This window comes from Bradyrhizobium sp. P3_C3 (genome assembly GCF_056402655.1).
Genome location: NZ_JBFUGY010000012.1, coordinates 88,610 through 114,836, shown reverse-complemented (window position 1 = coordinate 114,836; position 26,227 = coordinate 88,610). Strand labels below are relative to the sequence as shown.

The window sequence follows — 26,227 nt, the reverse complement described above, 5'->3', positions numbered from 1 at the left end:
CTCATTTCGCCCCCTGTGACGCAGACGACGACTTCCCGGCAGAGCCGTCGCGGCTGCTTTGATCGGCATGTTTGACCGATGTGGAATACATCGGCATCAGCACGCGGAAGGTGGTCTTGCGCGGCTGAGACTCGCATTCAATGATGCCCCCGTGATCTCCGATGATCTTTGCGACCAGCGCCAGGCCAAGACCCGAGCCGGTCTGCTTGGTGGTCACGAAGGGATCGAACAGGTTGGGCAGAAGATCGTCCGGCACGCCTGGTCCGTTGTCCTTCACGCAGAACTCAAGCGGCAGCGATACACGGGATTTTTGACCGGGGACTGACAGGCGCACGCCGGGACGGAACGCGGTGGTGAGCTGGATCTCGGCGTCGGGGACGTCGATCAGCGCTTCGGCGGCGTTCTTCACGAGATTGAGGAACACCTGGACGAGCTGATCCTGGTTCGCCAGGACCGGCGGCAGCGAGGGATCATAATCCTCGATGAAGCGGATGTTGCGGGCAAAGCCCGACTGCGCCAGTCGCTTTACGTGATCGAGCACGGAATGGATGTTGACGGGACCGCGCACCACGGGACGTTCGTCGCCGAACACCTCCATGCGGTCGACCAGCGTCACGATGCGGTCGGCCTCGTCGCAGATCAGCCGCGTCAGCATGCGGTCCTCGGACGAGGCCTGCTGCTCCAGCAGCTGCGCGGCGCCGCGGATGCCGGAGAGCGGATTCTTGATCTCATGCGCCAGCATGGCGGCCAGGGCGATCACCGAGCGCGCGGCGCTGCGATGGGTGAGCTGGCGGTCCATCTTGTCGGCGATGGAGCGCTCCTGGAGCATCACCACGATATGGCCGGGCCGCTCCGTTAGCGGAGCGACATGCAGATCGACCTGGCGGTCGCCGCCCATGCGCGGCGTGCCCAGATCGACTTTGTATTCGTTGACCGGCGAGTTCGACGAACGAACCTGGTCGATCAGCGCCAGCAAGGGGCTGCCGAACGGCACCAGTTCTTTCAGCGACTGCCGTTTCAGGAACTGCGTCGAGATGTCGAAGAAGGCTTCAGTCGCGATGTTGGCGGCGACGATCTTGCCGTCCGGCCCGATCATGAGCACGGGATTGGGCAGCGCATCTAGGATCGCGTCGCTCTCGGACGGAAGCGGCCGGCGATGGTCAGCAACTGAGCTCATGCAGCAGCGCTCCATGCGAAATCGTCGAAGGCATCTTGCAGCGACTGGTGGACGAGGCGCGGATCCTCGGAGGTGAGGATCTTCTGGCGCCAGGCTTTCAGCTTCTCGGCCGGTGCACGGCTCACATCGGCCGCGACGTCGAGCGCCCAGCCGAGATGTTTTCGCGCGTGCCGGAGGCCGATGCGCAGGCCGTAGAGCGCGCAGACGCCCTCATAGAGCGTGCGGACATAATGCAGCTGGGTCTCGAGCGACGGCGCGGCTTCGACCGCCCCGCCCTTCAGGCGGCGGCCGATCTCGCCGGGCAACCAGGGCTGCCCCTGCGCGCCGCGGCCGATCATCACGGCATCGGCGCCGGAGGCCTCCAACGCCGCGAGCGCCTTCTCGTAAGTGGTGATGTCGCCATTGACGACGAGTGGAATGGAGATCGCTTCGCGCACCGCGCGGATCGCATCCCAATCGGCCTCGCCCTTGTAGAACTGGCAGCGGGTGCGGCCGTGCACGGTGACGAGCTCGATGCCGGCAGCTTCCGCGCGTCGCGCCAATTCCGGCGCGTTGCGGGTGTGATCGTCCCAGCCGAGCCGCATCTTCAGGGTCACCGGCAACTTCACCGCCGCGATCGTCGCATCGATCAGGCTGACGGCATGGTCGAGATCGCGCATCAGGGCGGAGCCGGACTGGCCGCCGGTGACGTGCCGGGCCGGACAGCCCATGTTGATGTCGATGATGTCGGCGCCTCCGGCTTCCGCGATCCGGGCCCCTTCGGCCATCCAATGCGCCTCGCAGCCGGCGAGTTGGACCACATGAGGCCCGATCCCGGTCGCTTCGCAGCGCAACCGAGACATCTTGTGGCCATTCGCGAGCTCATCGCTGGCGGTCATTTCGGACACGACCAAGCCGGCCCCGAGCTCGGCGGCAAGCCGGCGGACGGGCGAGTCGGTGACCCCCGACATCGGCGCCAGGAAGACCGGGGTGGCGACCTCGATATCGCCAATTTTCAACGGCTTAGAGCCTGATACTGCCGAGCCGGTCACAGGGGTCTCGTTGCGTAGGCAGGGCCTCATCGCGCCTGCCATGACCTATCTTGCGCACAATTCTTGTGCAGTCAAGCGTCATGCCTACAGTTTAGACAGTTCTGCAAATCTTTCAAGTGCAGTGCAGCAAAATGCTGTTTCCCACAATCCGGGGAAACCCCCTTTTTTTGCGGGCCTGCCGTGCTAGAGGCATGCGGCAATCACCCCACTCTCCGACTCTCTTCATCACCAACTGAGTATTTGAGTCCTATGGCGAAATCACAGCGCACCGCAGTCGTCCTTGTCGCGGCCGGACGCGGCCTGCGGGCTGGCGCCGGTGGTCCCAAGCAATATCGCGAGATCGGCGGCGTGCCCGTGATCTATCGCGCCATGGAAGCCTTCAGCCGTCACCCCGACGTGTTTGCCGTGCAGCCGGTGGTGAACCCCGACGACAGCGCCATGTTCACGGCAGCGGTCGCAGGTCTCAGCCACGAGCCGCCGACGAATGGCGGCGCGACGCGGCAGGCCTCCGTGCTCGCAGGGCTCGAAGCACTCGCCAAGCATAAGCCCGATATCGTGCTCATCCACGACGCCGCGCGCCCCTTCGTCTCGGCAGGCGTGATCTCGCGCGCAATCGAGGCGGCCAGCCGCACCGGCGCTGCGCTCCCCGTCGTTCCTGTCACCGACACCATCAAGGTCACCGGCGAGAGCGGCAATGTCGAGGACACGCCGGACCGCGCAGCCTTGCGAATCGCGCAGACGCCGCAATCCTTTCGTTTCGACGTCATCCTCGAGGCGCATCGTCGCGCGGCGAAGGACGGGCGCAGCGATTTCACCGACGATGCCGCGATTGCCGAATGGGCGGGATTGACGGTCGCAACCTTTGAAGGCGATGTTGCCAATATGAAGCTCACCACTCCCGAGGATTTCGTGCGCGAGGAAGCGCGCCTGGCCAGCCTGCTCGGCGACATCAGGACCGGCACCGGCTACGACGTGCATGCCTTCGGCGACGGAGACCATCTCATGATCTGCGGCGTGCGCGTGCCGCACACCAAGGGCTTTCTGGCGCATTCCGACGGCGATGTCGGCCTGCATGCACTGGTGGATGCAATCCTCGGCGCGCTGGCCGACGGCGACATCGGCTCGCACTTCCCGCCGAGCGATGCCAAGTGGAAGGGGGCTTCCTCCGACCAGTTCCTGAAATACGCCATCGAGCGCGTTGCGCAGCGCGGCGGTCGCGTCGCCAACCTCGAGGTGACGATGATCTGCGAGCGGCCGAAGATCGGCCCCTTGCGCGACACCATGCGCGCCCGCATCGCCGAGATCTCCGGGGTCGACATCTCGCGCGTCGCGGTGAAGGCGACCACCAGCGAGCGGCTCGGCTTCACCGGCCGCGAGGAAGGCATCGCAGCCACCGCGAGCGCCACCATCCGCCTGCCCTGGAGCGTCTAGGTCATGGGCGGCAGCGACGCACGCGCCCTCTCCCGCTCGCTGCTCGATCTGTGCCGGATGCGCAAGCTGACGATTGCCACCGCCGAGTCCTGCACCGGCGGTCTGGTTGCCGGCGCGCTGACCGACATTCCCGGCTCCTCCGACGTGATCGACCGCGGCTTCGTCACTTATTCCAATGACGCCAAGCGCGCGATGCTAGGGGTCGAGGCGAGCACGCTTGCGAATTTCGGTGCCGTCAGCAAGGAGACCGCAACCGCGATGGCGGTCGGCGCGCTGGAGCGCGCCGGCGTCGATCTCGCCGTTGCCATCACCGGTATCGCCGGCCCCGGCGGCGCCACGCCCGGCAAGCCGGTCGGTCTCGTGCACTTTGCTGTCGCCGCGCGCGACGGCCGCATCGTCCATCGCGAGCATCGCTTTGGCGCGATCGGTCGGACCGCCGTGCGCCAGCGCTCGGTGGTCGAGGCATTGCGCATGCTGATGGATCTCGCCCGCGGCCCGAAGGCCCAGCCCAAGCCCCGGCGCGCGGCCGCGGCAACCCGCCTGCGGCCTCGCGTGACCCGCTCGCCGCGCCGGCATGCGGTGAAGCGCAGGACGCCGCGGTCACCGCGCGGCTGAGCCACTTCATGCCGCCGCCAGCAGCGCGCTCGCGCTGTGATTGATGATCGCCACGCCCCACACCGACCTCGACGTCGGCGCCGATGTGGAAGGGCCGGAACAGCAGCAGCATCACGCCGGCAGCGAGATTGGACAGCGTGCCCTGTAACGCCAGACCGATCGCGAGCGATATCGCGCCCTATTGTTCCTGGCGCTTCGTCCGACAAATAACAGGGAGCTTCTGCTCAATCGCCTTCGCCAGCACCGTGCCGCGGGTCCGGCCGAGCTCTTTCGCTATCAGCGCAATCGGCTTGGTGCCTGCCAGTACCTTCAGCCTGCCAAGGTCTTCTTCGCTCCATGCCTGCTTCCAGCGTCCCATCTCCCCGATCCCGCGATAAGGCGCCCGCGCCCGACTCGGATTGTAGTCGAACCTTTCGCGAAGGGCAGAGCTCGCGGTGCGCCGTTTCCGGCAAGGGGTGTTGCGTCAGCGCGGTGCGTTTTGGCACAAACTGCACTTGTCGCCCGACGGGAAGATGCACTTTGCTGAAAGATTGTCTGCCCGGCCCAAGCGGCAGAACATCCGCGCGCGCGCGAACGGATTCCACATTGCCGCGCTTCCCGCTTGTGAAGCAAAGCTCGGGCGGAATACGCCGCGAGATCGCGGCGTTACGCCAGTTTTCAAAAAGCACGCAATTCTTGTCAAATTCGATCAGGATCGCAAATGTGCAACCGCGACCAAGCGTCATCGCCATGTCCGATCTTGCGCGCAACTGTATTGGCGCAATAATGCGGCTGTACGCTGTGGCCAGGAATCAACCCGGTCCTGCTTTCTGGAGGGCGACGGCGTGTTCGCTCGCGACATTGCACTGGCAATCGCCATTGCTACCTTGGCCGCCATTGATGGTACTGCCGCACAAACGGCCAACCAGCCGCCGGATACCATGGCGGCGCGGGTGGAGGCGTGCACGCCCTGTCACGGCAACAAGGGCGAAGGCACCAGCGACGTCTATTTCCCGCGGCTTGCCGGCAAGCCGGCCGGCTATCTCTACAACCAGCTCCTCGCCTTCCGCAGCGGCCGGCGGAAATACCCGCCGATGAACTATCTGCTGGAGTTTCTGCCTGATCCGTATCTGGAGGCGATGGCCGAATATTTCGCCAGCGAGCATCCGCCGCTGCCGCAGCCCGCGCCGAGCGAAGTCAGCAAGGAAGTGCTGGCGCAAGGCGAGCTGCTCGCGACCAGCGGCGATGCCGGTCGTAACATACCGGCGTGCGTGAGCTGTCACGGCCCGGGCCTCACCGGCATGCAGCCCGGCATCCCCGGTCTGCTGGGCTTGCGCGCCGCTTACGTCAGTGCGCAGCTCGGCGCCTGGCGCTACGGCACGCGAACGGCAAAATCGCCGGACTGTATGCAGCTCGTCGCCGGCCATCTGACAGAAGCAGATGTTACCGCCGTTGCGGCCTGGCTCGCGACGCGACCCGCGCCCACCAACCCGGCCCCCGTCCCGAAAGGCACCTACGCGCTGCCGTTCGGCTGCGGCAGCCAGCCCAACTGACGAGGCGCATGATGGGCTCAAGACTGTCGATCACGCTGCTTTCGATCAAGCTCCTGGCCCTCGCCGCGCTCATCACGGCCGCGCAGGCGCAGGACAAGGCCGGCGACGTCATTGCGCGGGGTGAATATCTCGCCCGCGCCGGCGATTGCACGGCCTGCCATACTGCGGCTGAGGGCCGGCTGTTTGCCGGCGGGCGCCCGATGCCGACCCCGTTCGGAACGATCTACACCTCCAACATCACGCCCGATCCGGAGACCGGCATCGGCAAGTGGAGCGCGGACGATTTCTACAGAACCATGCACAACGGCCGTTTCCCGGATGGTGGGCTGATCTATCCGGCGATGCCGTTCGCGTCCTATACCAAGGTCACGCGTGCCGACAGCGACGCGATCTTCGCCTATCTGCGCTCGATTCAGCCGGTGAACCAGAAGAACAAGCCGCACGAGCTGCGCTTTCCCTATGACAACCGCCAGCTCATCCTCGGCTGGCGCACGCTGTTCTTCCGCGAGGGTGAGTTCAAGCCCGACCCCACCAAGTCGGCGGAATGGAATCGCGGCGCCTATCTGGTCGAGGGGCTCGGTCATTGCGGCATGTGCCATTCGCCGATCAACGCGCTCGGCGGCACCTCGCAGTCGGACGCCTTCAAGGGCGGCCTGATCCCGATGCAGAACTGGTACGCGCCGTCCCTCACCTCCAACCGTGAGGCGGGTCTCGGCGACTGGAGCATCAAGGACATCACCGACCTGCTCCAGACCGGCGTCTCCATGCGCGGCGTGGTCTACGGCCCGATGGCCGAGGTCGTGCACAACAGCCTGCAATACCTCAACGACGAGGACACGCGCGCCATGGCGGTGTACCTCAAGGGCATCGCGGAGCCCTCGCCGCCGCCGGCGCCGAGCTCGGCGTTGCCGACCACCGAGAGCAGCCTGCTGATCAGCCTCGGCAAGACCGTCTACGACAAGAACTGCGCGAGCTGTCACGGCCTCCAGGGCGAAGGCAAGCCGCCGCATTGGCCGCCGCTCGCCAACAACCAGTCGATCGAGATGCAGTCGGCGGTCAACCCGATCCGCATGGTGCTCAATGGCGGCTATCCGCCGGGCACCAAGGGCAATCCGATGCCCTACGGCATGCCGCCCTTCGCAGGCCTCCTCTCCGACAACGAGGTCGCCGCCGTCGTCTCCTACATCCGCACCGCCTGGGGCAATCGCGGCACGCCGGTCTCGGCGCGCGAGGCCAACGAGCTGCGCTCCGCACCGCTGAACTGAGAGGCGTCATGTTCAATTCCGATCCGCCGACCAGCCCAGCCGCCGCCGACCAGGCCGTCGAGGAAGTCGTCTCGCAAGGACCGTCCGGCGCGATCGTGCTGGCCGGCATCGCCACGGCCTGCGTGGTCGCGATGTGGTTTGCCTTCTATCTCTTCGTCTTCCTGCCGCGCGGATCGCTGCAATGAGCGCAGGGGACACCCACACCCATGGCAGCGCCGAGGTCGCGGCCCGCGTCGAGCGGCGCTGGGCGACCATTGCCGTGATCATCGTCGTCGGCATGGCGCTTCTGGCAGCCTTCGCCGGCATCCATCGCGCCACCATGCCGCAGCCGCGCGTCGAGACCACCGATCCCTCGCGCATTCATCTGTCCGGCGAATTCGTCGAGAGCAATCTCGGCAGCGTGCTGGAGGCCAATGGCAATGTGACCGTGCGCGCGATCGGCCAGCAATATTCCTTCACGCCGGCCTGCATCGTGGTGCCCGTGGATACGCCGATCACGATGCGCGCCACCAGCGCCGACGTCGTCCACGGCATCCTGATCCAGGGCACCAACATCAACACCATGCTGGTGCCGGGTTACATCTCCGAGCAATTGATGCGCTTTACGAAGACTGGCGACTATCTGATGCCCTGCCAGGAGTTCTGCTCCTTCGGCCATGAGGGCATGTGGGGCAAGGTCAAGGTGATCGACAAGACCGAATTCGCCGATCGAGCGAAGGGTGGCGGGAGGCTGAGCTGTGTTGGTCAATAGGAAGCTCATCCTCGCCCATTTCTGGCTGGCCTTCGGCGTGTTCGGCATCGCGCTCACGCTCGGCGCGTGGCAGATGTTCATCCGCAGCCCGATCGGCACCTGGCTGTCCAATCCCGAGCTCTATTACCGCTCGCTGACCGCGCACGGCACCGTGATGGGCTACGTCTTTCCCACGCTCGTCGCGATGGGCTTTGGCTATGCCATCAGCGAGTCCGCGTTGGAGCAGCGCCTCGTCGGCGTGCGTTGGGCCTGGACCGGCTTCTGGCTGATCGTGGCGGGCGCGATCATGGCAATGGTCCCGGTCGCGCTCGGCCGCGCTTCGGTGCTCTACACCTTCTATCCGCCGCTGATCGGCAACGTTTTCTACTACCTCGGCGTCGTGCTGGTCGTGGTCGGCTCCTGGATCTGGGTCGCGTTGATGGCGATCAATCTGCGCGTCTGGCGGAAGGCCCATCCCGGCGCACCGGTGCCGCTGGCGATGTTCGCCAATGTCGCGGGCTCCTATCTGTGGGCCTGGACCGCGGTCGGCGCCGCCCTCGAGCTGTTGCTCCAGATCATTCCCGTCGCGGCCGGCCTGAAGGCCACGATCGACGCGGGTCTTGCCCGCGTGTTCTTCTCGTGGACGCTGCACGCCATCGTCTATTTCTGGCTGATGCCGACCTACATCGCCTATTACACCATCGTGCCGCGCGCGATCGGCGGCCGGGTTTATTCCGACAGCATGGCGCGGATCTCCTTCATCCTGTTCCTGGTGGTGGCGATGCCGATCGGCATGCACCACACCTTCGCCGATCCGCAGGTCGGCGCCGGCTTCAAGTTCATCCATTCGGCCTTCACGGCGCTGGTCGCGCTGCCGACGCTTCTGACCGTGTTCACGATCTGCGCCTCCGTTGAGATCGCCGCGCGCCTGCGCGGCGGCCGCGGGCTATTCGGCTGGATCAAGGCCCTGCCCTGGGACAATCCGATGATGCTGGCGCTGGCGTTCTCGTTCGTCATGCTCGGCTTTGGTGGCGCCGGCGGCCTGATCAACATGAGCTATCAGCTCGATGCGTCGATCCACAACACGCAGTGGATCACCGGCCATTTCCACCTGATCTTCGGCGGCGCCATCGTGATCATGTATTTTGCGATCGCCTATGATCTGTGGCCGCATCTGACCGGGCGCGAACTCATCGATATCCGCCTGATCCGCACCCAGCTCTGGCTGTGGTTCATCGGTATGATCATCACGACCTTCCCGTGGCACTGGGTCGGCATCCTGGGCATGCCGCGCCGCATGGCCTATTTCGACTTCGGCGATCCCGCGATCGCGCCTCAGGCGCTCTCGGTCACGTTCTCGGCGATCGGCGGCTTCATCCTGCTGACCTCGGGCATCATGTTCATCGTCATCCTGGCGCGTGGCATGCGTGCGCCTCGGGTTGACGCCGGCCCCTACCGCTTTGCGGTCGCCGTGCACCAGCCGACGACGGTGCCGGTTGCGCTCAACACCCACGCGCTGTGGGTGGCACTGATGATCGCCCTCACCCTCACCAATTACGGCTATCCGATCCTGAACCTGGCGCTGAGTTCGGGAACGTCGGTGCCCGCCGTCTATGTGGGAGCGCAGTGATGACCACGCGCGACCTCTTCACCCTCCGGAACAGCCATTTCAGGATTGGCGTCGGCATTACCGCCGCGATCCTGATCGTGACCGCAATCGTCGGCTTCATCGTGCTGCCATTCGCGCAACCCTGGGTGCAGTTCGCCAGTGTCTGGGACGCGATTTGCAGCGCCGCAGGCGTGCCACAGCGTGCGCCGAACGTCAGGGCGCCCGAGCAGAGCAAGCAATTGTCGGAGGTCGTGCTGACCTCGCGTACACTGGCACGTCCGAGCCAGGAAGCGATCGGCCGGGGCGCAACGCTGGCGCAGCGCTGCGCGATCTGCCACGGCCCGACCGGCATCAGCCGCGCGGATTCGCCCAATCTCGCCGGCCAATATGCCGCCGTGATCTACAAGCAGTTGCACGATTTCCACTCGGGCGCGCGCACCAATGCCGTGATGTCGCCGTTCGCCGTCAATCTGACGGACCAGGAGATCGCCGATCTCTCCAACTATTACGCCTATCTGCCGCGGCCGGCAGCCTATCACCCGACGCCGCAGCTGCCGAAGCCCAGCATCGTCATCTACGGCGCGCCGATGCGCGGGATCGCGCCCTGCGGCTCCTGTCATGGCAGCCTTGACAACAAGACCGGAAGTCCGTGGCTCGAAGGCCAGTCCGAAGCTTACATGAAGGCGCAGCTCCAGGCCTTCGCATCCGGCGAGCGGCGCAATGACATCAGCCAGCAGATGCGCAACATCGCCCGCGCGATGACGCCGCAGGAGATCGAGACGGCCGCGGCGTACTACGCCTCGCAGCCGCCGGATGTGGTGAAGGCGGTGGATTGAGCCTCACTGTCATTGCGAGCGCAGCGAAGCAATCCAGAATCCCTCCGCGGAAAGGCCCTGGATTGCTTCGTCGCAAGGGCTCCTCGCAATGACGGCGGAGAGAGTACGCCTTACGACGACGCCAGCTTCGGCCGGCCGTAGATCGCATCCGCCCGCTTCTCGAATGCGATGGAGAAGCGCGCGAACGCGGCATCGAACATCGAGCCCATCAGCATCGCCAGCATGCGGCTCTTGAACTCGTAGGCCAGGAAGAATCCGACGTCGCAGACGCCCTCACCCTTGGGCTCGAACGTCCAGCGGTTCTCGAGGTTGCTGAACGGGCCTTGCAGATATTCGACCCGGATATTCAGATTGGCGCGGTCGAGAGTCACGCGGCTGGTGAAGGATTCCTTGACCAGCTTGAACGACACCGTCATGTCGGCGACCAGCACCTCGGTGCCGTCGGGTTTGGCCATCCGCTGGCGGATCTTGAGCGCGCTGCACAGCGGCACGAACTCCGGGTAGCGCTCGACGTCGGCGACCAGATCAAACATCTCGGACGCGCTGTGATGGACACGGCGCTTGCTTGAAAATTTGGGCATGGCGGTTCAGCGGGCAGTCGCGGCCCGTGCGGCCTTCAGTCTCGCAAAGTCCTCGCCGGCATGATGCGACGAACGGGTGAGCGGGCTCGCCGACACCATCAGGAAACCCTTGGTGTAGGCGACCTTCTCGTAGGACGAAAACTCGTCGGGCGGCACATAGCGCATCACGGCGTGATGCTTGCGGGTCGGCTGGAGATATTGCCCGATGGTCAGGAAGTCGACGTCGGCGGAGCGCAGATCGTCCATCACCTGCTGCACCTCGTGGCGCTCCTCGCCGAGGCCGACCATGATGCCGGACTTGGTGAAGATGGTGGGATCGAGCTCCTTGACCCGCTGCAACAGCCGGATCGAGTGGAAGTAGCGCGCGCCGGGCCGCACCGTGAGGTAACGCGACGGCACGGTCTCGAGATTGTGGTTGAACACGTCGGGCCTCGCCGCGACGACGACCTCCAGCGCGCCCTCCTTGCGCAGGAAGTCCGGCGTCAGGATCTCGATCGTGGTCGACGGGCACGCGGCCCGGATCGCACGGATGGTCTCTGCAAAATGCTCGGCGCCGCCATCGGCCAGATCGTCGCGGTCGACGGAGGTGATGACGACGTGGGCCAGCCCCAGCTTGGCGACGGCTTCGGCGACGTTCTGCGGCTCGGCCGCATCCAGCGCATTGGGCATGCCGGTCTTGACGTTACAGAACGCGCAGGCCCGGGTGCAGGTGTCCCCCATGATCATGAAGGTCGCGTGCTTCTTGTCCCAGCACTCGCCGATGTTCGGGCAGCCCGCCTCCTCGCACACGGTATGCAGGCCGTTGGCGCGCACGATGTTGCGGGTGTCGGCATAGCCGCGGGTATTGGGGGCGCGCACGCGAATCCAGTCCGGCTTCGGCGGCGAAGCGGAATCAGGGCGATTCACCTTTTCAGGGTGGCGGGGGCGCAACGGGTTCGAGATGGTGTCGACAATAACGACCATGGGCTGTCCGGTCTGTTCAGGTCCTACCTAGTCGGTCTGGCTGCCTGCCGCAACCCGGCTCGCGCCGCTTCAGGGAACATGGCAGATATGGGCAATATCCTGCTCTGTTCTCAGGCGATTCTCACCTCGAATGGCTCCAACCTCGAAAGCCTCACCACCGCGGCTCGGCAAAGCCCTGAAGCGTGCGTTTTTCGGCCGCAGCGTCCACGAGGTCGCGCCCGATTTGATCGGGGCCACCATGCTGGTCAATGGCGTCGGCGGCCTCATCGTCGAGGTCGAGGCCTATCATCATACCGAGCCGGCGGCGCACTCCTACAATGGCCCGACGCCGCGGAACCAAATCATGTTTGGCCCGCCCGGTTTTGCCTATGTCTACCGCTCCTACGGCATTCACTGGTGCGTGAACTTCGTCTGCGAGGAGGAAGGCTCCGCCAGCGCCGTGCTGATCCGCGCACTGGAGCCGACGCATGGCATCGCCGCGATGCGCCGCCGCCGCCATCTCCAGGAGGTGCACGGGCTGTGCTCGGGTCCCGGCAAGCTGACCGAGGCGCTGGGCATCACCATCGCGCACAACGCCCTGCCGTTGGACCGGCCGCCGATCGCGCTGCATGCGCGGACAGAGGAGGTCGAGGTGGTGGCCGGCATCCGGATCGGGATCACCAAGGCCGTCGAGCTGCCCTGGCGCTATGGCGTCAAGGGCTCGAAGTTCTTGAGCAAGCCGTTCCCGAAGGAGGCCTAGAACCCGTTCCGATGGAACGGGCTCTAGATTCTAGTTTTGACGCGTTTTCTTGACGCGAACCGGTTTCCACTTCGCTCGAAAACGCTCTACGAGGCCTGCTTCAGCCGCTCCAGCGCCTCCAGCAGCTTGGCCTTGCGGGCCAGCGCTGCCTCGCGCTTTTCGCGCTCCTCCTCGACGACCTCTTCGGCCGCGTTGGCGACGAACTTCTCGTTCGCCAGCTTGGACTCGGCGCGCTTGATGTCGGCGTCGGCCTTGCCGATTTCCTTGTCGAGGCGCGTGCGCTCGGCGGCGACGTCGATCACGCCCTTCAGCGGCAACGCAACCACCTCGCCGCGCACGAGAAGCTGGACCGCACCATCAGGTGCGCGGTCGGCGAAGGAGATGTCGGACAGCCGTGCCATGCGCTTGATGACGTCGGTCCAGCGCGGCGCGCGTTCCTTCGTCTCGGTCGAGGCGCCCGCGAGCACCAGCGCCGTCAGCGTTGCCGGCGGGATGTTCATTTCGGCGCGCACCGAGCGGATCTGCGTGACCAGGTCGATCACCCAGCCGATCTCGGCTTCCGCCTTGGGATCGGTGAAGTCGGCATGGTCGAAGATCGGCATGATCAGGACCGGCGAGATCAGCGGATCGGTCGGCCCGGCAGCCGCGGCGAGCATCGCGAGTTGCTCCGGCGTCGGCTCGGACGGTTTCAGCGGCCATTGCGCCAGCGCCAGCAGGCCGTCGCGCTTGGCCGTCACCTCCCACAGCTCTTCGGTGATGAAGGGCATGAAGGGGTGCAGCAGCTTCAGGATCTCGTCGCGCGCCCAGGCGACCATGGCGCGGGTTTCGTCCTTGGCGGGGCTGTCCGGACCAAGCAGCACGGGCTTTGCGAGCTCGACATACCAGTCGCAATATACGTTCCAGACGAAGCGGTAGATCGCACCGGCCGCATCGTTGAAGCGATAGGCTTCGATTGCCTCGGTCACCTCGCGCGTGGTGTGGGCGCTCTCGTGCGCGATCCAGCGGTTCAGCGTCTCCTTGGCCTTCGCCGGCTCGAAACCTTCGGGCACGGCGCAGTGGTTCATCTCCGCGAAGCGCGACGCATTCCAGAGCTTCGTCGCGAAATTCCGGTAACCCTCGACGCGGCTGGTGGCGAGCTTGATGTCGCGTCCCTGCGCCGCCATGGCGGCCAGCGTGAAGCGCAACGCGTCGGCGCCGTATTCGTCGATCAGGTTGAGGGGGTCAATGACGTTGCCCTTCGACTTCGACATCTTGGCGCCCTTCTCGTCGCGGACGAGGGCGTGGATGTAGATCGTCGAGAACGGCACTTCCTTCATGAAGTGCAGGCCCATCATCATCATCCGGGCGACCCAGAAGAAGATGATGTCGAAGCCGGTCACCAGCGCGTTGGTCGGGTAATAGCGCTGCACTTCCGGCGCGTCCTCGGGCCAGCCGAGCGTCGAGAACGGCCACAGCGCCGAGGAGAACCAGGTGTCGAGCACGTCCTCGTCACGCGTGATGAAGCCCTCGCGCTTGTTGCGGTCGAGCGCCATCTCGCGGCCCTGCTCGGCCGTGATAACCTCCTGCTCGACGTAATAGCCGAGCGCGTGGCTGACGGCCTCCTCCTCGGTCTCGGCGACGAACACCTTGCCATCGGGGCCGTACCACGCCGGGATCTGATGACCCCACCACAGCTGGCGCGAGATGCACCAGGGCTGGATGTTCTCCATCCACTCGAAATAGGTCTTTTCCCAGTTCTTCGGCACGAACATCGTTTCGCCCGAACGCACCGCCGCGATCGCGGGCTTTGCCAGCGTCTTGGCGTCGACGTACCACTGGTCGGTCAGATACGGCTCGATCACGCTGTTCGAGCGGTCGCCGTGCGGCACCATGTGGGTGTGCGGCTCGATCCGCTCGACGAAGCCGAAGGATTCCAGCCGCTCGACGATGCGCTTGCGCGCCACGAAGCGGTCGACCTTGTGAAACTCCTCGGCGAACTGCGAAGCGCCTTCCGGCAGGTCGCGCAGGTAATCCTCGTTGTCGAGGAGATCGAGACAACCTTCCCTGTCGAGCACGCTGATCCGGCGCAGGCCATGGCGATTGCCGACCTCGAAGTCGTTGAAGTCGTGCGCCGGCGTCACCTTCACCGCGCCCGAGCCCTTGTCCGGATCGGAATACTCGTCGGTGACGATCTTAATCTTGCGACCGACCAGCGGCAGGATCACGTTCTTGCCGACCAGCTTCTGATAGCGCTCGTCATCGGGATGCACCGCCACGCCGGTGTCGCCGAGCATGGTCTCGGGCCGCGTGGTGGCGACGACGATGAAGCTCGAGGGATCCTCGGGGCTGAACGTCTTGCCCTCGATCGGATAGCGCAGATACCACAGGCTGCCCTTGACCTCGGTCTGCTGCACTTCGAGGTCGGAGATCGCGGTCAGCAGCTTGGTGTCCCAGTTCACCAGCCGCTTGTCCTTGTAGATCAGGCCGTCGCGATGCAACTCGACGAACACCTTGATGACGGCCTTCGACAGGCCCTCGTCCATGGTGAAGCGTTCGCGCGACCAGTCGCAGGAGGCGCCGAGGCGCTTGAGCTGGTTGATGATGGTGTCGCCGCTCTCGGCTTTCCACTGCCAGACCCGCTCCAGAAACTTCTCGCGGCCCATCTCGCGGCGGCTGGGCTGCTGGCGCTCCATCAGCTGCCGCTCGACCACCATCTGGGTGGCGATGCCGGCATGGTCGGTGCCGGGCTGCCACAGCACGTCGCGGCCGCGCATGCGCTCGAACCGGCACAGGATGTCCTGGAGGGTGTTGTTGAGGGCGTGGCCCATATGCAGCGAGCCCGTCACGTTCGGCGGCGGGATCACGATGGTAAAGGGCACTGCATCGCGGCGGTCAGGGCGGCCGGCCCTGAAGGCACGGCTGTCCTCCCACACGACGGACATGCGGGCTTCGATATCGGCGGGCTGGTAATTTTTCTCGATCATGGGCTGCTAGAAAGCCGCGCGCGGGGGGCAAGTCAACGAAAAGGTCCGGGAGAGGATCAACGGAAAGCCCGGCGGCAAAACGGCTTTCCGGCCGGTCGGCAGGCCAAACAGGCGCATAAGAGGGGCTTTATGAGGGCTCGGGAGCCGCCCTCACCTGCCGCCGCGCGAGACCCGCTCGATTTCGGCCTTCACGATGCGTTCAACGAGGCCCGGCAGGTTGTCGTCGAGCCAGGATTTCAGCATCGGACGCAGCATCTCCTTGACCAGATCTTCCAGCGTCCGCGCATTGCTGCTGAGCACTGTGTGGGCCAGGGAGTTGAAGGCGGATTCGACCGCCGAGACCGTCGATTGCGCCAGGATCGGCTGTTGGGGCGRCAGCGGCGGCGCATCGTAGTCCACCGACGGATAGGACGGTGTCGAGCGCGGCAGCGGCGATTCGGCGAATTCCAGATCGTCGCGCGGCTCGACCTTGCGGAAGCTCGGCGGCGGCGGAGGCGGCGTCGGCTCCGGATCCACCGCCATCTCGTCGGTCAATTCGAGCACGTCGGGTTCAGGTTCGGGCTCTGGCTCAGGCGCACGGACCTCGGGCGCAGGCGTAGCCGCGTCCAGCCCCGCTAGCAGAGCATCAATATCGTCCTGGCTATTGGATGCATCCGCCGCAGGTGCGGGCGGCGGCGGCGCTGGAGCCGGCTTCGCAACCGGGGGCGGCGCGGGCTTCTCGGCAGCAGGTTTTGCGGGAGCGACCTTGGATGGCGGAATGTCGTTCATTGCTGACGGCTTCGGCGCAGGTGCAGCGGGCGCTGGCTTGGCAGCTTCTGCCGGCGGCGGCTTGGCCTCATCGTCGGCAATGATGCGCCGGATCGAGGCCAGAATCTCCTCCATCGAGGGTTCTGTGACCTTTGCAGGCTGCGTCATCTCCGACTCCACATCATCAACGCCCTCGCATGCGTTGTTTTACACCAAGCACGACAGGATTGGCCGGTTCCGCAACGGACGCCCCGACATTTTCGTCGCGGCAGCCCGACTTGTCCCCAGTTCACGGCTCAACGTGCGGAGGTGCGCCCCTGCCCTCGGCACTCAAGCCTTTACGCACACGACATCAGGTGCCGGGCGAATCGACCCGCATCTTCTTGGCAAGGCTATGTCAGGGATTTTGATGATTGCAAGCAAAGCACCAGTCGGCCTCGGCTGTTTGCGAGGCCGACCGGATGACTACGGACCTTAGCGTCCGTCAGGCGTGCGCACGCCGGCCCAGCTGTCGCGGACCTGATGGTAGTGAACGCTCGCATCATAAACCGTGGTCGCAAGGCCGAGGACCTGCGGCGACAGACGGCCGATGGCGGCCAGAACCTGATAGGACGCGACCACGCGGTCGTGCTGTGCGGTCACCAGCGCGACTCGCGCGTTGACCAGCGCCTGCTGCGCGTTGAGCACGTCGAGGGTGGTACGCTGACCAGCCTTGGCTTCTTCGCGCACGCCGTTCAGCGCGATCTCGGACGCCGTGACCTGCGCCTGCGCGGACTGCACCTGGGCCTTGCCGGCCTGCAGCGAACCCCACCACTGCACGACCGTCGCGCGGGTCTGGTCGCGGGTGGTTTCGAGGTTGAGACGCTGCTGCGCCAGGTTTTCCTTGGACTGGCGGATCAGCGAATATGAATTGCCGCCATCGTAGAGCTGCCAATTGGCCTGCGCGATGGCGGACGCGTTGAACGACCTGTATTGAATCAAGGACTGTTCGTTCCCCTGCGTGGCCCCCACCTGCAACGCGATCGTCGGCAGCAGCGCGCCTTCGGCGACCTTGACCTGCAGAAAGTTGACGTCGATGCCGAACATCGCGGCCGTGACGTTGGGATGTTCGATCAGGCCGAGCTCGACTGCCCCGGCGAGGCTCGCGGGGAGGAAACGATCGACCGGCGAACCGGGCGCGAGGTTCGTCGGCTCGTTGCCGATGATGCGACGGAAGTTCGCGCGCGTCGTGGTGAGATTTGCTTCGGCCGTGAGGGCCTGCGTCTTGCCAGCCGCCAGCTGCGCTTCCGATTGCGCAACGTCGGTGCGCGTCACTTCGCCGACGTTGAAGCGATCACGCGTCTGCTTCAGCGTCTGCTCGAGCACGCGCACGTTGCTGCGCTGGACTTCGAGCGTAGCCGCATCGCGCAGATAGTCCATGTAGATCGAAGCGCCCTGAAGCAGCACGCTCTGATCCAGGCTGCGCAGCGCTTCGCGGGAGCCGGAAACCTGGCTCTCGGCGGCGCGCGTCCTGTTGCCGGTGATGTTGCCGTTATAGAGCGTCTGCGTGACGGTCACACCCACGCTGCGCGGCACGCTGGGCCCGTTGATTGGTGTGTTACCCGGCCCCGGCGAACTCAGTGTATCCTGATATTGATAGCCGCCGTTCGCCGTCAGCGCGACCCTGGGACGATAGCCCGACAACGCCTGAGGCACGTTCTCGTCGGTCGAGCGCACCTGGGCGCGCTGTGCGTTGAGCTGCGGATTGTTCTGATAGGCCCGCACCAAGGCGGCCTCGATCGTGTCCGCCAAGGCAGGCGTCGGCCCGGCAAGCGCCAGCAGCAGGACCGAAACCGCAGCTCCGGTGAAGAGCTTCACCCCATGCATCCCTTAAATTCCGTTCATTCTAACGCCCCGCTCGTGCCCGCGAGCTAGGATACCGTCTACCGAGTGGAGTCGTTGCCCCTCAGCAACATAGGCTGCCAATTGGCGCAACGGAACCACCTGAAGGTAGTTCCCGGTGGAAACTCTTCACGTGCAGCATCCGGGCCACACTTCTGATTCAGAACGGGATTTTAACGGGCCAAAGCCCTCAATCGGGCGTTCAGAAAACGAAAGCGGCGGCCCGTTCCAACCCGGGAAGGACCGGAGCTGCGGCATCGAACAGCGCCCGATGGCCGAATTCACCGTGGGTATGGGTCACGATCACGGCCCGGGGGGGCGTGGACTGGGCCGACACCCCCACGAGGCGCCCGCCCTCCTTGAGCTGCCCGAGCAGCGCCTCAGGCGTCACCTCGAAGGCGCCGTTGAGGATAATGACGTCATAGGGAGCGGCAGAGGGATCCCCTTCGGCGCAGGCTGCGGCCTTGCACGTGACGTTGGCGAGGCTGGCGCAAGCCTCCTTGGCCTTCGCGGCCAGGGCCGAATCACATTCCGTCGCGGTGACCTGACGGGCGAGCGTAGCCGTCAGCGCGGCGAGGTAGCCCGTGGCGCAGCCGACCACCAGCACGTTGTCCCCCTCGCCGATTTCGGCGGCCTGGAGCAGCTTGCCGGTCAGCTGCGGCTTGATCAGGAACCGCTTGGCCCCGCCTTCGCTCACGTCGAGGTCGAGGTCGAGATAGGCCAATGCCTGCCTGGCAACCGGCACGAACGCCTCGCGCGGAACTGTGAGCATCGCGTCGAGAATACGGCGATCGGTGACGTCATTGGTGCGCACCTGGCCATCGACCATTTTTAGGCGCGCGGTCGAGAAACCGGACATTTGCGGACCCTGCGATGCGGACGATGCCGCGGACGAAATTTGGCGGCATCTTTGGAACAGGCTCCGCGAAAACGCAACACGTCCGTTGGCCCGGCGGACCAGGCTGCGCAACCCAAGGCGTCAAGGTGATCGATGAGCTATTCGATCGTGACTGCGAGGCGGCCTATCAATGCGGCGACTTCGTCGAGCCGCGTCGAATCGTGCGCCTCGACGGCGCGCGCGAGGCAGGCCAGGCATTCATCATCGCTGAGCTCGGGAACGTCCGCCGGCAGAATCGAGGKGGCCATTTCGGAACGGTCGAGGACGTCTGGCATTGGAATCACCTCCGTAAGGATCCGGCGCCTGCCAAGCTCGATTTGAATTGGGTCGAATTGGCGTCGCCCTCATGACGCGATCGCGCCCGACACACACAACTGCTTGAGTGCGATTCTGCGCTGGGGCGGATATCACCTGAAGTGGTGCCGCGGCTACATTAGAATGCGGGCACAGGATATTGAAAACACATTGAAATATGATCTTGACGCTGGGCAGGCCGATGCATGGCCCGAAGGGAGTGTCCGTGCGAGCCTGTGCCCCCTGCAAGTTCAGGCGACGGTTGCAAGGTAGAGCTGCGTGTCGAAATAGTCTGCGGCCCGCACGGGTGCGGTGACGCCGGCATCCGTCATGAAGAAGTCGCTGACCTGCTGGAGCCATTTCACGACGGTCCCGTCGGAATACAGCCGCTTCCATTCGCGCGAGGAATAGAGCTTCTGGGCCTTGAAGGCTTCCGCGATGTCGGCGGGACGCGACTGCCCGTAATGTGTCTGGAGCGCCTCCGCTGCGGCCGCCGGGTTGCGCACCATGTGGTCGTTCGCTTCCGCCCAGGCGCGGATGATCCGGGCGAGCACGTCCCTGTTCCCCGCATAAAAATCCATCCGCGCGGCCCAGCCGCCGAGCACGGCGGATTGCGGGTAGAAGGCGGAGGCGTCCACCAGCTTGACCGCATCCGGCAACGCCTCGCGGACGGCAATGTTGAACGGCACCCAGAGCGCAACGGCCGGCACCTCGCCGGCAATGAAGGCCTTGACGGCGGCGGCCATGCTGCCGTTGACGATCTCGACCTCGGACGGGTTGACGTTGTTGGCCCGCAGCGCGCGATCGAGAAAAATGTGCGCGGTGGTCTTCATCGTCGTCGCGATCCGCTTACCCCTGAGATCTGCCATCCCCTTGACGCCGAGCGCCGGCCGGACCCAGAGCTGCGCGGTCGCGACCTCAATGTCGTTAATGAGAAAGCCCCGGCCGTCGCCGAGCGCCAGATAGTTGGAGATGACGCCGCCGGCCGAGAGGACGTCGAGCTCACCCCGCGCCATCGCCTCGAAGACCTCAGGTCCGGTGTTGAACTCGTGCAATTCGAAATCGATCCCCTCGCGGTCGAACGAGCCGCGATCGAGCCCGGTCCAGATGTGTCCGTCCACGGCGACAACGTGGAGATAACCGAGCCGAATTCTGCTGCGCGCCTGCGCAATGGCTGGCGCCGCGTGCATTGACGCGGCCGCCAGCGCCGCGCCGTGCCGCAGCAATTGCCGGCGATTGACACCGCAGATGTTCATGCCGCCGCCCCCGTATTCCGGGTCGCGGACCGAAATCGCTGGGCATGAAATAGCGCGATGCCATCCTTAGTCGTGCAGGAAGGCCGACAGCCGGACCAGCGTCGTCTCGGCCGCGCCATCCTGCGCGATCGCCGCAAAGACTTCATCCCAGCGTCGACACATCGCAACGTCGGCTTCATCGGCGTGCGCCAGCTCGCCGCGGAGCTCACTGACTTCGATCGCGTCGGCAAATCCCTTCGGCGTGATACTGTCGACGCTGCGGAACAGGAACCTATCGCCGACGCTGGCGCGGACCGCCGCACTGACCAGCACGCGCGTGCCGTAATTCTTGTTCAGTCCCTCCAATCGCGACGCCAGGTTGATGGTGGCGCCCAGCGCGGTGTAGTTCATCCGGTCGCTCGAGCCGATGTTGCCGACCACGGCGTCGCCGACATGCAGACCAAAGCGGGTGTCGTAGGGCGGCCAGCCCTCGCGCCGAAACTCCTGGTTGAGCGCTTCGTTGGCCGTAAGGCATGCCAGGATGGCACGGCAGGCATTGACGGTGTGGTCGGGATCGTCAGCCGGCGCGTTCCAGAATGCCATCACGGCGTCGCCGATATATTTGTCGATCATGCCCTGGTACCGCATGATCTCGTCCGACAGTACCGCGAAATAGCGCGAGGTGTGGATCATCACCTGCGACGGGTCGGCGCGCTCCGTCTTGGCGGTAAAGTCGGCGACGTCGGTGAACAGCACCGTGACCTCACGCCTGGAGCCGCCGAGGCTGAGCGAAGAGCCGGTCTCGATCAGCTGCCGCACGATCTGGCGCGGGATGAAGCTCGCAAAGCTGCGGACCACGCTACGCATGGTGAACACCGAGYGGCCAAGCTCCTCGATCTCGGCGATGACGGAATGGACGCGCGGCCGCTCGGTAATCTCGAACCGCTGAATCGCGTCGGTCTCGTCGGCGAGCTTGCGCAGCGGCTGCGCCATCAGCGATCCCAGCCAGAACGCGAATGGCAGCGTGGCTCCGACGAAGGCGAGCGCCAGAGCGAACAGCGTGCGGCGCTCGTCGATGATCTGCGCATAGAACTCGTCGAGCGGCGCGACCATCGCCATCCGGATATTGGCCGAGCCGGCCGTCTCGAGCCTGTGAACCGCTGCAACATAGGTTCGGCCCGACGCGTCGGCAAAGAACTGCTGGGCCGCCCCTCCGTCCCGCCAGGAGCGGATGACCGGCACGAGCGCAGGCAGCCGGAGCGCGCCGATCTGTGGCAAGTCGTCCTGCCGCTCAGGAATCTCCGCCATCAGGCGGTTCATCTCGGGATGGCCGACGATGCGCCCGGCATCGTTGAATAGGAACGCCAGCCCTGATTGGCCGAGCTTCTGCTCCGCCAGCATGTCCTCGAACCGGTTCAGCAGCAAATCACCCGCAATGACGCCGCGGCGCCCTTCCCTCAACGGCGTCCGCAGCGTGTAGCCCGGCTCGCCCGTGGCGTAGAAGACGTAAGGACCGGTCAACAGCGTCTTGTCGTTCTTGAACGCCTCGACATACCAGGGCCGCTGCCGCGGGTCGTAGCTCGCGGGTCCGGCGACCTCGGCAACCTGAATGAGGTTTTCGGAGAGATATTGCGTGACAGGCGCGGCTCCCGCCGTGCGCGAGATCACGACCAGCCGGAAGGCAGCATCGTCATCGACATTCAAACCCTTCCGGAACGACGGCTGCGCCCGATCGATCACGTCCATCTCGATGAACGAGCCGTCCTCGTAGCCGACATAGAGATTGAAGAGCTGCGGGTTGCTGCGCAGCATCGCCGCCATCAGGCTGTAGAGCCGCGTATTGTCCGCGATGTCGGCCTCCTGGATCGGCGGCAGGCCGGACAGGATGTCGAGATTGTCGCGGACATTCTTGAACTGCTCGTCGATGTGATCGGCGCCAAGCTGCGCCACCTTCTCGATGAAGCCAGAGGCGGCCGTCCTGGTGATGGCGGTCACGCGTTCGAAGCTCAGATAGACCAGCGTCAGGCCCACAAGCAGCACCACGCCCACGAACACCGTGATGATCGATGTCTGGTAGCCAATGCGAAATACGCGTTTGCTGGTTTTCTCTCCGGTCATCGGAGCTGCTTGAACGCCTCCATCAGTACTTTCGAACGATGGGCTTCGTCGCCGCCGGCGCGGGCGCTGCCGGCGAGACCGAGAAAGTAACCCAGGTCGACCAGCTGTTCGGCCGGTTCTCTGTCTCAAGGTCCTTGTAGCCTCGGACATTGAGATAGCCCTGGTAGCCGTCGGACATCGGGATCATGAAGCCGATCTGCGGACCGATGCCGACCGCCTGGCCGCGGAAGCCACCGAGCTTGGCGCCGGGACCGCTATCGTCGGTGATCTGCTGGAAGAAATAACCGGCGATGCCGATGTGAACGTTCTTGCTGACGAACTGCGAGGCAGCCCAGTCGACATGAAAATCCATGCCGTTCTGATACTGGAGGGCCCCGTTCATGAAACTATAGGTGAGGCCGCCGACGATCGAGAATTCGTGTCCGGTCTTCGGATCGAGATAGGTGTAGCCGGCACCGACGTCGATGGCGGGGAAGCCAAAACTCAGATTGGCGAGCCGGCTGGAATCATAGGTGCCGCTCGGGATGTTGCCGGTGATGTAGACCAGCTCGTTGTGGACGCCCTGATTCCATTTCAGCGTGCCCTGGTAAAACACGTCGGTCAGCGTCGTGCGGTTGTCGGTGGCGCTGCCCGAGATCGTATTGCCGCGCGGACCGGTCAGCGTCGCATCGATGCCGGCGCCAATGTTGCCGGGCGCGGTGAGCACGGTGAAGCCGGCTTGGCCGCCGAGCACCGGCATCGGCGAGGTGTAGGTGATGCCCATGACGAGCGCGTCGGCATGTGCGTTGAGGCCGGCGGTCACCGAGCCGGGTATGCCGCCGCTGGTGACGAAGTTCTGCCCTCCTCCGGCCTTTTCGTTGAGGTGAAGGTAGATCGTCGAGTAGGCCCATCCAGGCGTTACGGGAACGGCGGCCAAGCTGCCGAAGATGCCCGGAAGCCAGAAGCTCACGCCGCCGGAAGCGGCAAGCGCGGGCTGAGCGGTAAAGCTCGCCAGCGCCAATGCAGTCCCGAGCCCGGCTTTGCGAATGTGTCCCGTCACGTCGCGTCTCCCTATTCTCGTCACGTCTTCCACCCGAACGCATCACGCTCGTCCAATTGCACTACTTCTTGGCGCCCCCGATCGTGGCGGCGACACGCTCGGCATCGGGCAGTTTCCAGCTGTGGTCGAACAGCGGCTGCTCGGGCCCGTAGAGGCGGAATAGCAACTCGAACTTCCGCGCCGGATCGGTCGGCACCCAATTGGCTTCCTTGCCCTCCGGCGCCTTCGGACCGAAATAGACATCGACCGAACCGTCGGCATTCTTCTGGATGCCCGGGCTGATCGAAGCCCGGCTTGCACTCGGCATGTTGCGCACCAGCGCGTGGGTCTCGCGGTCGTAGACTGTTGCGGACCAGTATTGCTTGACCGGCGCGTTGGCGGGCACCGTCAGGCGATAGGTGGCGGCGCCGTCGAACGGCTGGCCATCCCTGTCCTTGTTGGCCAACAGGTAGAACTGCGCGGTGCCCAGTCGCTTGATACCGGTGAAGCCAAGCGTGTAGGAGACGCCGCGCATGTCGACCGGATAGGTGTTCGGATCGGCGTATCCAGTGCTCGCCGCCTTGACCATCTCCGCTACCGCAGCCGGGAACCAGCTGATGCCCGGGTTGATTACGGCGAAGCCGGCGTCGTAGCGCTGTTCGAGTATCGCATGGGCCTCGCGAGCGGCCTGATCGAGCAGCGCGACGGTCTTCTGATCCGGATTGAAAGCCTTGCCCTTCTCGATGCCGATGCTCGCGAGCTGGTCGATCATGGCCCGATCGCGATCGAGCCACGGCTCGTTCTGCACCACGCGGTCGAGGCTGCGATAGAAGCTCGCATCGTAGGGAATCGTGGAGTCGAACAGCACGTCGTAGGCGTCAGTGAAGTTGGTCTGCGGCGGATCCTTCGCCTGCGCGAGGGGATAGACCTTGATCTGCTTACCGTAGGAGACCGACTTCGCCACGTCGGCATCGCCGTGGCTTGCGAGATTGGAGCGCAGCAGCGCGAAGCCGCTGAATGTATCGGACTGAAGCGAGATGTAGCCCGCAGGCGCGTCGCCCTTGTAACCGGGCGGCAGGATCAAATATTTGCCGCCCTGCCCCTTGTCGGCGCCTTCGGGACCTGCGTCCTCCAGCGGCATCTGCCACGCCGTGACGATGTTGCCCGCGATCGAACCGCCTTGCGCCGGCGGAATGTCGATCACGACCGGGCCGTCCTTCACGTTCCAGAACGACATCAGATAGATCGAGTCCGGATTGGGCGTCAGCGTCTGGTTCTTCCAGTTCACCGGCTTCGACCAGTAGATGATCTCGTTCGGCTTTGCCTTGGTCGTCCCAAGCATGGTCTGGAGCATGAGATCGGCATTCACCGCCGGCATGCCCCAGATCATCGCCTCGACTGCGCGACGCTGGATAGTGCGCGCGGCGAGTTCATCCGGCGACAGGCTCTGCGCGTGCACATTTGCGGCCATCAGCATCGCGGCGACGACCCCGGTGATCAAATGTCTCATGACAACCTCCATCTGTTCGCCGTTCAGCTCACGGGCTTCGGCTCCGGGAATTTCCACTTGCCGTTCAGGACTTCGGGGCGCGGCCGATAGAGCCGGACGGTGTAATTCCAGCCCTTCATGATCGGCAGGCAGTTCGGGATCTTGCCGTCACAGCCACCGAACTGGACCACCGTGGCGCCGTCGGCTGATTTCGTCGCCGTCAGATTGTTGAGCGAGTAAGCGTTGTAGGGGTTCTTCTCGAAATAGCCCTCGGCGTTGTAGAGACTGATCGACCAGAAGCCGTCCACCGGCACATTGCCGGGGACGGTCAGCTTGTAGACGGTGCTGCCGTCGTTCTTCTCGGGGGTGACGCTGAGATAGGTGGCGTCCTTGTCGGGATTGCCGCCCCATCCCGCGGCGGTCGCGATCAGGTGCCGGATCGGATCGACCTGCCCCTTGGCGCCAAACGCATCCTTGAAGCCGCCTGCGGTTGACGACAGCACCAGGAGCGCGTCCCGCACCTTCTTCTGGCTGACCGGATCCCAATTCGGTATCTCGAACTTGCCCGGGGCCTTCTGGCTGATCGTGACGGCGTCCTGGACTGCGCGGACCTTCTCGACATCCTTGGGATCGTTGGGATCGACGAGGGTTCGAAGCCCGATCAGCGCATAGCGTGTGCCGACCCTCTTCCGATCGTAGGTGTAACTTCCGGCGCGATACTCTATGTCGCCGACGATGTAGTGATCCTCGTTGACCACCATCAACGACCGGAACCGCTTGCCAGCGTCCGGCAACTTGATCGTTACCGGTCCCGCATCGAGATCAACGACGGCCATGGAGTACAGCGTGTCACGATTCGACCGGATGACGCCCTGCTTATCGATCGCCATCGGCTCGCGATGGTGAAACAGCTTACCGATGCCACCGGCGTCCTTGACGCCGTTGCCGAAGTACAGGTCGGATTCCGCGCGCCCAAAATTATCGACCGTCACCGGGACCGGCGACTGCGCCTGCGTGGCCGAGGTGAGGATGAGGAACGAAGCCGTCAGCACTGCTCTTTTCATGCGCCCTCTCG

General features: G+C 64.7%; 24 protein-coding genes and 1 pseudogene. 9 read left to right on the top strand and 16 right to left on the bottom strand.

The genetic code is table 11. The features are described from left to right. Position 1: 1 nt before the first annotated feature. The gene (locus AC1DW2_RS15865) at positions 2-1,177 is read right to left on the bottom strand and encodes a two-component system sensor histidine kinase NtrB (protein ID WP_028147561.1); all 1,176 of its coding nucleotides are present in this window, start codon (positions 1,175-1,177) and stop codon (positions 2-4) included. Further along, entirely contained in the window at positions 1,174-2,175 is a 1,002-nt protein-coding gene (gene dusB / locus AC1DW2_RS15860; RefSeq protein ID WP_477006528.1) for a tRNA dihydrouridine synthase DusB, read from the bottom strand. Before dusB ends, AC1DW2_RS15865 begins: the two co-directional genes overlap by 4 nt. Before the next feature lie 282 nt (positions 2,176-2,457). Here dusB and AC1DW2_RS15855 point away from each other — a divergent pair, with 282 nt between their 5' ends. Both AC1DW2_RS15855 and AC1DW2_RS15850 read left to right on the top strand, forming a co-directional pair. After that, positions 2,458-3,639 (top strand): bifunctional 2-C-methyl-D-erythritol 4-phosphate cytidylyltransferase/2-C-methyl-D-erythritol 2,4-cyclodiphosphate synthase, encoded by a 1,182-nt coding sequence (locus tag AC1DW2_RS15855; RefSeq protein ID WP_477006527.1) that lies wholly within the window; start codon positions 2,458-2,460, stop codon positions 3,637-3,639. Between the two features lie 3 nt (positions 3,640-3,642). Next, a complete protein-coding gene (locus AC1DW2_RS15850) occupies positions 3,643-4,254 on the top strand; it encodes a CinA family protein (RefSeq protein WP_028161429.1) in 612 nt (203 codons plus the stop codon). Between the two features lie 49 nt (positions 4,255-4,303). On the opposite strand, the pseudogene AC1DW2_RS15845 reads toward AC1DW2_RS15850, so the two are convergent. After that, positions 4,304-4,432, bottom strand: a pseudogene (locus AC1DW2_RS15845) (mechanosensitive ion channel domain-containing protein); the annotation flags it as partial. After that, positions 4,433-4,612 (bottom strand): hypothetical protein, encoded by a 180-nt coding sequence (locus AC1DW2_RS15840; protein ID WP_071914051.1) that lies wholly within the window; start codon positions 4,610-4,612, stop codon positions 4,433-4,435. It lies immediately after the preceding pseudogene. Between the two features lie 466 nt (positions 4,613-5,078). Here AC1DW2_RS15840 and AC1DW2_RS15835 point away from each other — a divergent pair, with 466 nt between their 5' ends. From AC1DW2_RS15835 to AC1DW2_RS15810, 6 genes are read left to right on the top strand one after another with little or no spacing between them, the layout of a single operon-like run. Beyond that, positions 5,079-5,786 carry a c-type cytochrome gene (locus AC1DW2_RS15835; RefSeq protein ID WP_071914053.1) on the top strand — a complete coding sequence of 236 codons (708 nt, stop codon included), beginning with the start codon at positions 5,079-5,081 and terminating at the stop codon, positions 5,784-5,786. Between the two features lie 8 nt (positions 5,787-5,794). After that, complete coding sequence (locus AC1DW2_RS15830) at positions 5,795-7,051, top strand: cytochrome c (RefSeq protein ID WP_354118263.1); 1,257 nt, start codon at positions 5,795-5,797, stop codon at positions 7,049-7,051. A gap of 8 nt (positions 7,052-7,059) precedes the next feature. Beyond that, the gene (locus AC1DW2_RS15825; RefSeq protein ID WP_166341619.1) at positions 7,060-7,236 is read left to right on the top strand and encodes a hypothetical protein; all 177 of its coding nucleotides are present in this window, start codon (positions 7,060-7,062) and stop codon (positions 7,234-7,236) included. Next, on the top strand, positions 7,233-7,802 hold the full coding sequence (locus AC1DW2_RS15820) for a cytochrome C oxidase subunit II (RefSeq protein ID WP_477006526.1): 570 nt from the start codon (positions 7,233-7,235) through the stop codon (positions 7,800-7,802). The genes AC1DW2_RS15825 and AC1DW2_RS15820 overlap by 4 nt, the downstream gene beginning before the upstream one ends. Next, the gene (locus tag AC1DW2_RS15815) at positions 7,789-9,411 is read left to right on the top strand and encodes a b(o/a)3-type cytochrome-c oxidase subunit 1 (protein ID WP_477006525.1); all 1,623 of its coding nucleotides are present in this window, start codon (positions 7,789-7,791) and stop codon (positions 9,409-9,411) included. The genes AC1DW2_RS15820 and AC1DW2_RS15815 overlap by 14 nt, the downstream gene beginning before the upstream one ends. After that, complete coding sequence (locus AC1DW2_RS15810; protein WP_477006524.1) at positions 9,411-10,226, top strand: c-type cytochrome; 816 nt, start codon at positions 9,411-9,413, stop codon at positions 10,224-10,226. The genes AC1DW2_RS15815 and AC1DW2_RS15810 overlap by 1 nt, the downstream gene beginning before the upstream one ends. A 110-nt stretch (positions 10,227-10,336) precedes the next feature. Here the strand turns inward: AC1DW2_RS15810 and AC1DW2_RS15805 are convergent, their stop codons facing one another. Continuing rightward, positions 10,337-10,807, bottom strand: a complete 471-nt coding sequence (locus AC1DW2_RS15805) for a type II toxin-antitoxin system RatA family toxin (protein ID WP_071914058.1) — start codon at positions 10,805-10,807, stop codon at positions 10,337-10,339. A 6-nt stretch (positions 10,808-10,813) separates the two neighbouring features. Next, complete coding sequence (lipA, locus tag AC1DW2_RS15800) at positions 10,814-11,770, bottom strand: lipoyl synthase (RefSeq protein ID WP_085399550.1); 957 nt, start codon at positions 11,768-11,770, stop codon at positions 10,814-10,816. A 130-nt stretch (positions 11,771-11,900) separates the two neighbouring features. On the opposite strand from lipA, the gene AC1DW2_RS15795 reads away from it, so the two are divergent. Then, positions 11,901-12,509, top strand: a complete 609-nt coding sequence (locus tag AC1DW2_RS15795) for a DNA-3-methyladenine glycosylase (RefSeq protein ID WP_477006523.1) — start codon at positions 11,901-11,903, stop codon at positions 12,507-12,509. 86 nt (positions 12,510-12,595) lie between these two features. On the opposite strand, the gene AC1DW2_RS15790 is transcribed toward AC1DW2_RS15795, so the two are convergent. The 10 genes from AC1DW2_RS15790 to AC1DW2_RS15745 all read right to left on the bottom strand — a co-directional run bounded on the left by AC1DW2_RS15790 (position 12,596) and on the right by AC1DW2_RS15745 (position 26,216). Further along, a complete protein-coding gene (locus tag AC1DW2_RS15790; RefSeq protein ID WP_477006522.1) occupies positions 12,596-15,472 on the bottom strand; it encodes a valine--tRNA ligase in 2,877 nt (958 codons plus the stop codon). Between the two features lie 150 nt (positions 15,473-15,622). Then, positions 15,623-16,387, bottom strand: a complete 765-nt coding sequence (locus AC1DW2_RS15785) for a PopZ family protein (protein ID WP_477006521.1) — start codon at positions 16,385-16,387, stop codon at positions 15,623-15,625. Positions 16,388-16,693: 306 nt separating this feature from the next. Further along, positions 16,694-18,085, bottom strand: a complete 1,392-nt coding sequence (locus AC1DW2_RS15780; protein ID WP_208071439.1) for a TolC family outer membrane protein — start codon at positions 18,083-18,085, stop codon at positions 16,694-16,696. Positions 18,086-18,302: 217 nt separating this feature from the next. Next, positions 18,303-18,959: a protein-L-isoaspartate O-methyltransferase family protein gene (locus AC1DW2_RS15775; protein WP_477006520.1), complete on the bottom strand. Its 657-nt coding sequence runs from the start codon at positions 18,957-18,959 to the stop codon at positions 18,303-18,305. Positions 18,960-19,096: 137 nt separating this feature from the next. After that, complete coding sequence (locus AC1DW2_RS15770; protein WP_477006519.1) at positions 19,097-19,273, bottom strand: hypothetical protein; 177 nt, start codon at positions 19,271-19,273, stop codon at positions 19,097-19,099. Between the two features lie 270 nt (positions 19,274-19,543). Then, positions 19,544-20,548: an ABC transporter substrate-binding protein gene (locus AC1DW2_RS15765; RefSeq protein ID WP_477006518.1), complete on the bottom strand. Its 1,005-nt coding sequence runs from the start codon at positions 20,546-20,548 to the stop codon at positions 19,544-19,546. Positions 20,549-20,614: 66 nt separating this feature from the next. Next, on the bottom strand, positions 20,615-22,645 hold the full coding sequence (locus tag AC1DW2_RS15760; protein ID WP_477006517.1) for a cache domain-containing protein: 2,031 nt from the start codon (positions 22,643-22,645) through the stop codon (positions 20,615-20,617). Positions 22,646-22,667: 22 nt separating this feature from the next. Then, positions 22,668-23,684 (bottom strand): SphA family protein, encoded by a 1,017-nt coding sequence (locus tag AC1DW2_RS15755; RefSeq protein WP_135213606.1) that lies wholly within the window; start codon positions 23,682-23,684, stop codon positions 22,668-22,670. A gap of 61 nt (positions 23,685-23,745) precedes the next feature. Further along, positions 23,746-25,173: a DUF1254 domain-containing protein gene (locus AC1DW2_RS15750; RefSeq protein WP_477006516.1), complete on the bottom strand. Its 1,428-nt coding sequence runs from the start codon at positions 25,171-25,173 to the stop codon at positions 23,746-23,748. A gap of 23 nt (positions 25,174-25,196) precedes the next feature. After that, complete coding sequence (locus tag AC1DW2_RS15745; RefSeq protein ID WP_477006515.1) at positions 25,197-26,216, bottom strand: DUF1214 domain-containing protein; 1,020 nt, start codon at positions 26,214-26,216, stop codon at positions 25,197-25,199. Positions 26,217-26,227: the final 11 nt, after the last annotated feature.

What these genes read in the sequence shown, in the direction of transcription:
- AC1DW2_RS15765 (WP_477006518.1), bottom strand. Translation starts at nt 20,548, where the DNA reads ATGAACATCTGCGGTGTCAATCGCCGGCAATTGCTGCGGCACGGCGCG.
- AC1DW2_RS15840 (WP_071914051.1), bottom strand. Translation starts at nt 4,612, where the DNA reads ATGGGACGCTGGAAGCAGGCATGGAGCGAAGAAGACCTTGGCAGGCTG.
- AC1DW2_RS15780 (WP_208071439.1), bottom strand. Translation starts at nt 18,085, where the DNA reads ATGCATGGGGTGAAGCTCTTCACCGGAGCTGCGGTTTCGGTCCTGCTG.
- AC1DW2_RS15795 (WP_477006523.1), top strand. Translation starts at nt 11,901, where the DNA reads ATGGCTCCAACCTCGAAAGCCTCACCACCGCGGCTCGGCAAAGCCCTG.
- AC1DW2_RS15750 (WP_477006516.1), bottom strand. Translation starts at nt 25,173, where the DNA reads ATGAGACATTTGATCACCGGGGTCGTCGCCGCGATGCTGATGGCCGCA.
- AC1DW2_RS15820 (WP_477006526.1), top strand. Translation starts at nt 7,233, where the DNA reads ATGAGCGCAGGGGACACCCACACCCATGGCAGCGCCGAGGTCGCGGCC.
- AC1DW2_RS15830 (WP_354118263.1), top strand. Translation starts at nt 5,795, where the DNA reads ATGATGGGCTCAAGACTGTCGATCACGCTGCTTTCGATCAAGCTCCTG.
- AC1DW2_RS15865 (WP_028147561.1), bottom strand. Translation starts at nt 1,177, where the DNA reads ATGAGCTCAGTTGCTGACCATCGCCGGCCGCTTCCGTCCGAGAGCGAC.
- AC1DW2_RS15855 (WP_477006527.1), top strand. Translation starts at nt 2,458, where the DNA reads ATGGCGAAATCACAGCGCACCGCAGTCGTCCTTGTCGCGGCCGGACGC.
- AC1DW2_RS15775 (WP_477006520.1), bottom strand. Translation starts at nt 18,959, where the DNA reads ATGTCCGGTTTCTCGACCGCGCGCCTAAAAATGGTCGATGGCCAGGTG.
- AC1DW2_RS15790 (WP_477006522.1), bottom strand. Translation starts at nt 15,472, where the DNA reads ATGATCGAGAAAAATTACCAGCCCGCCGATATCGAAGCCCGCATGTCC.
- AC1DW2_RS15805 (WP_071914058.1), bottom strand. Translation starts at nt 10,807, where the DNA reads ATGCCCAAATTTTCAAGCAAGCGCCGTGTCCATCACAGCGCGTCCGAG.
- AC1DW2_RS15810 (WP_477006524.1), top strand. Translation starts at nt 9,411, where the DNA reads ATGACCACGCGCGACCTCTTCACCCTCCGGAACAGCCATTTCAGGATT.
- AC1DW2_RS15825 (WP_166341619.1), top strand. Translation starts at nt 7,060, where the DNA reads ATGTTCAATTCCGATCCGCCGACCAGCCCAGCCGCCGCCGACCAGGCC.
- AC1DW2_RS15745 (WP_477006515.1), bottom strand. Translation starts at nt 26,216, where the DNA reads ATGAAAAGAGCAGTGCTGACGGCTTCGTTCCTCATCCTCACCTCGGCC.
- AC1DW2_RS15850 (WP_028161429.1), top strand. Translation starts at nt 3,643, where the DNA reads ATGGGCGGCAGCGACGCACGCGCCCTCTCCCGCTCGCTGCTCGATCTG.
- lipA (WP_085399550.1), bottom strand. Translation starts at nt 11,770, where the DNA reads ATGGTCGTTATTGTCGACACCATCTCGAACCCGTTGCGCCCCCGCCAC.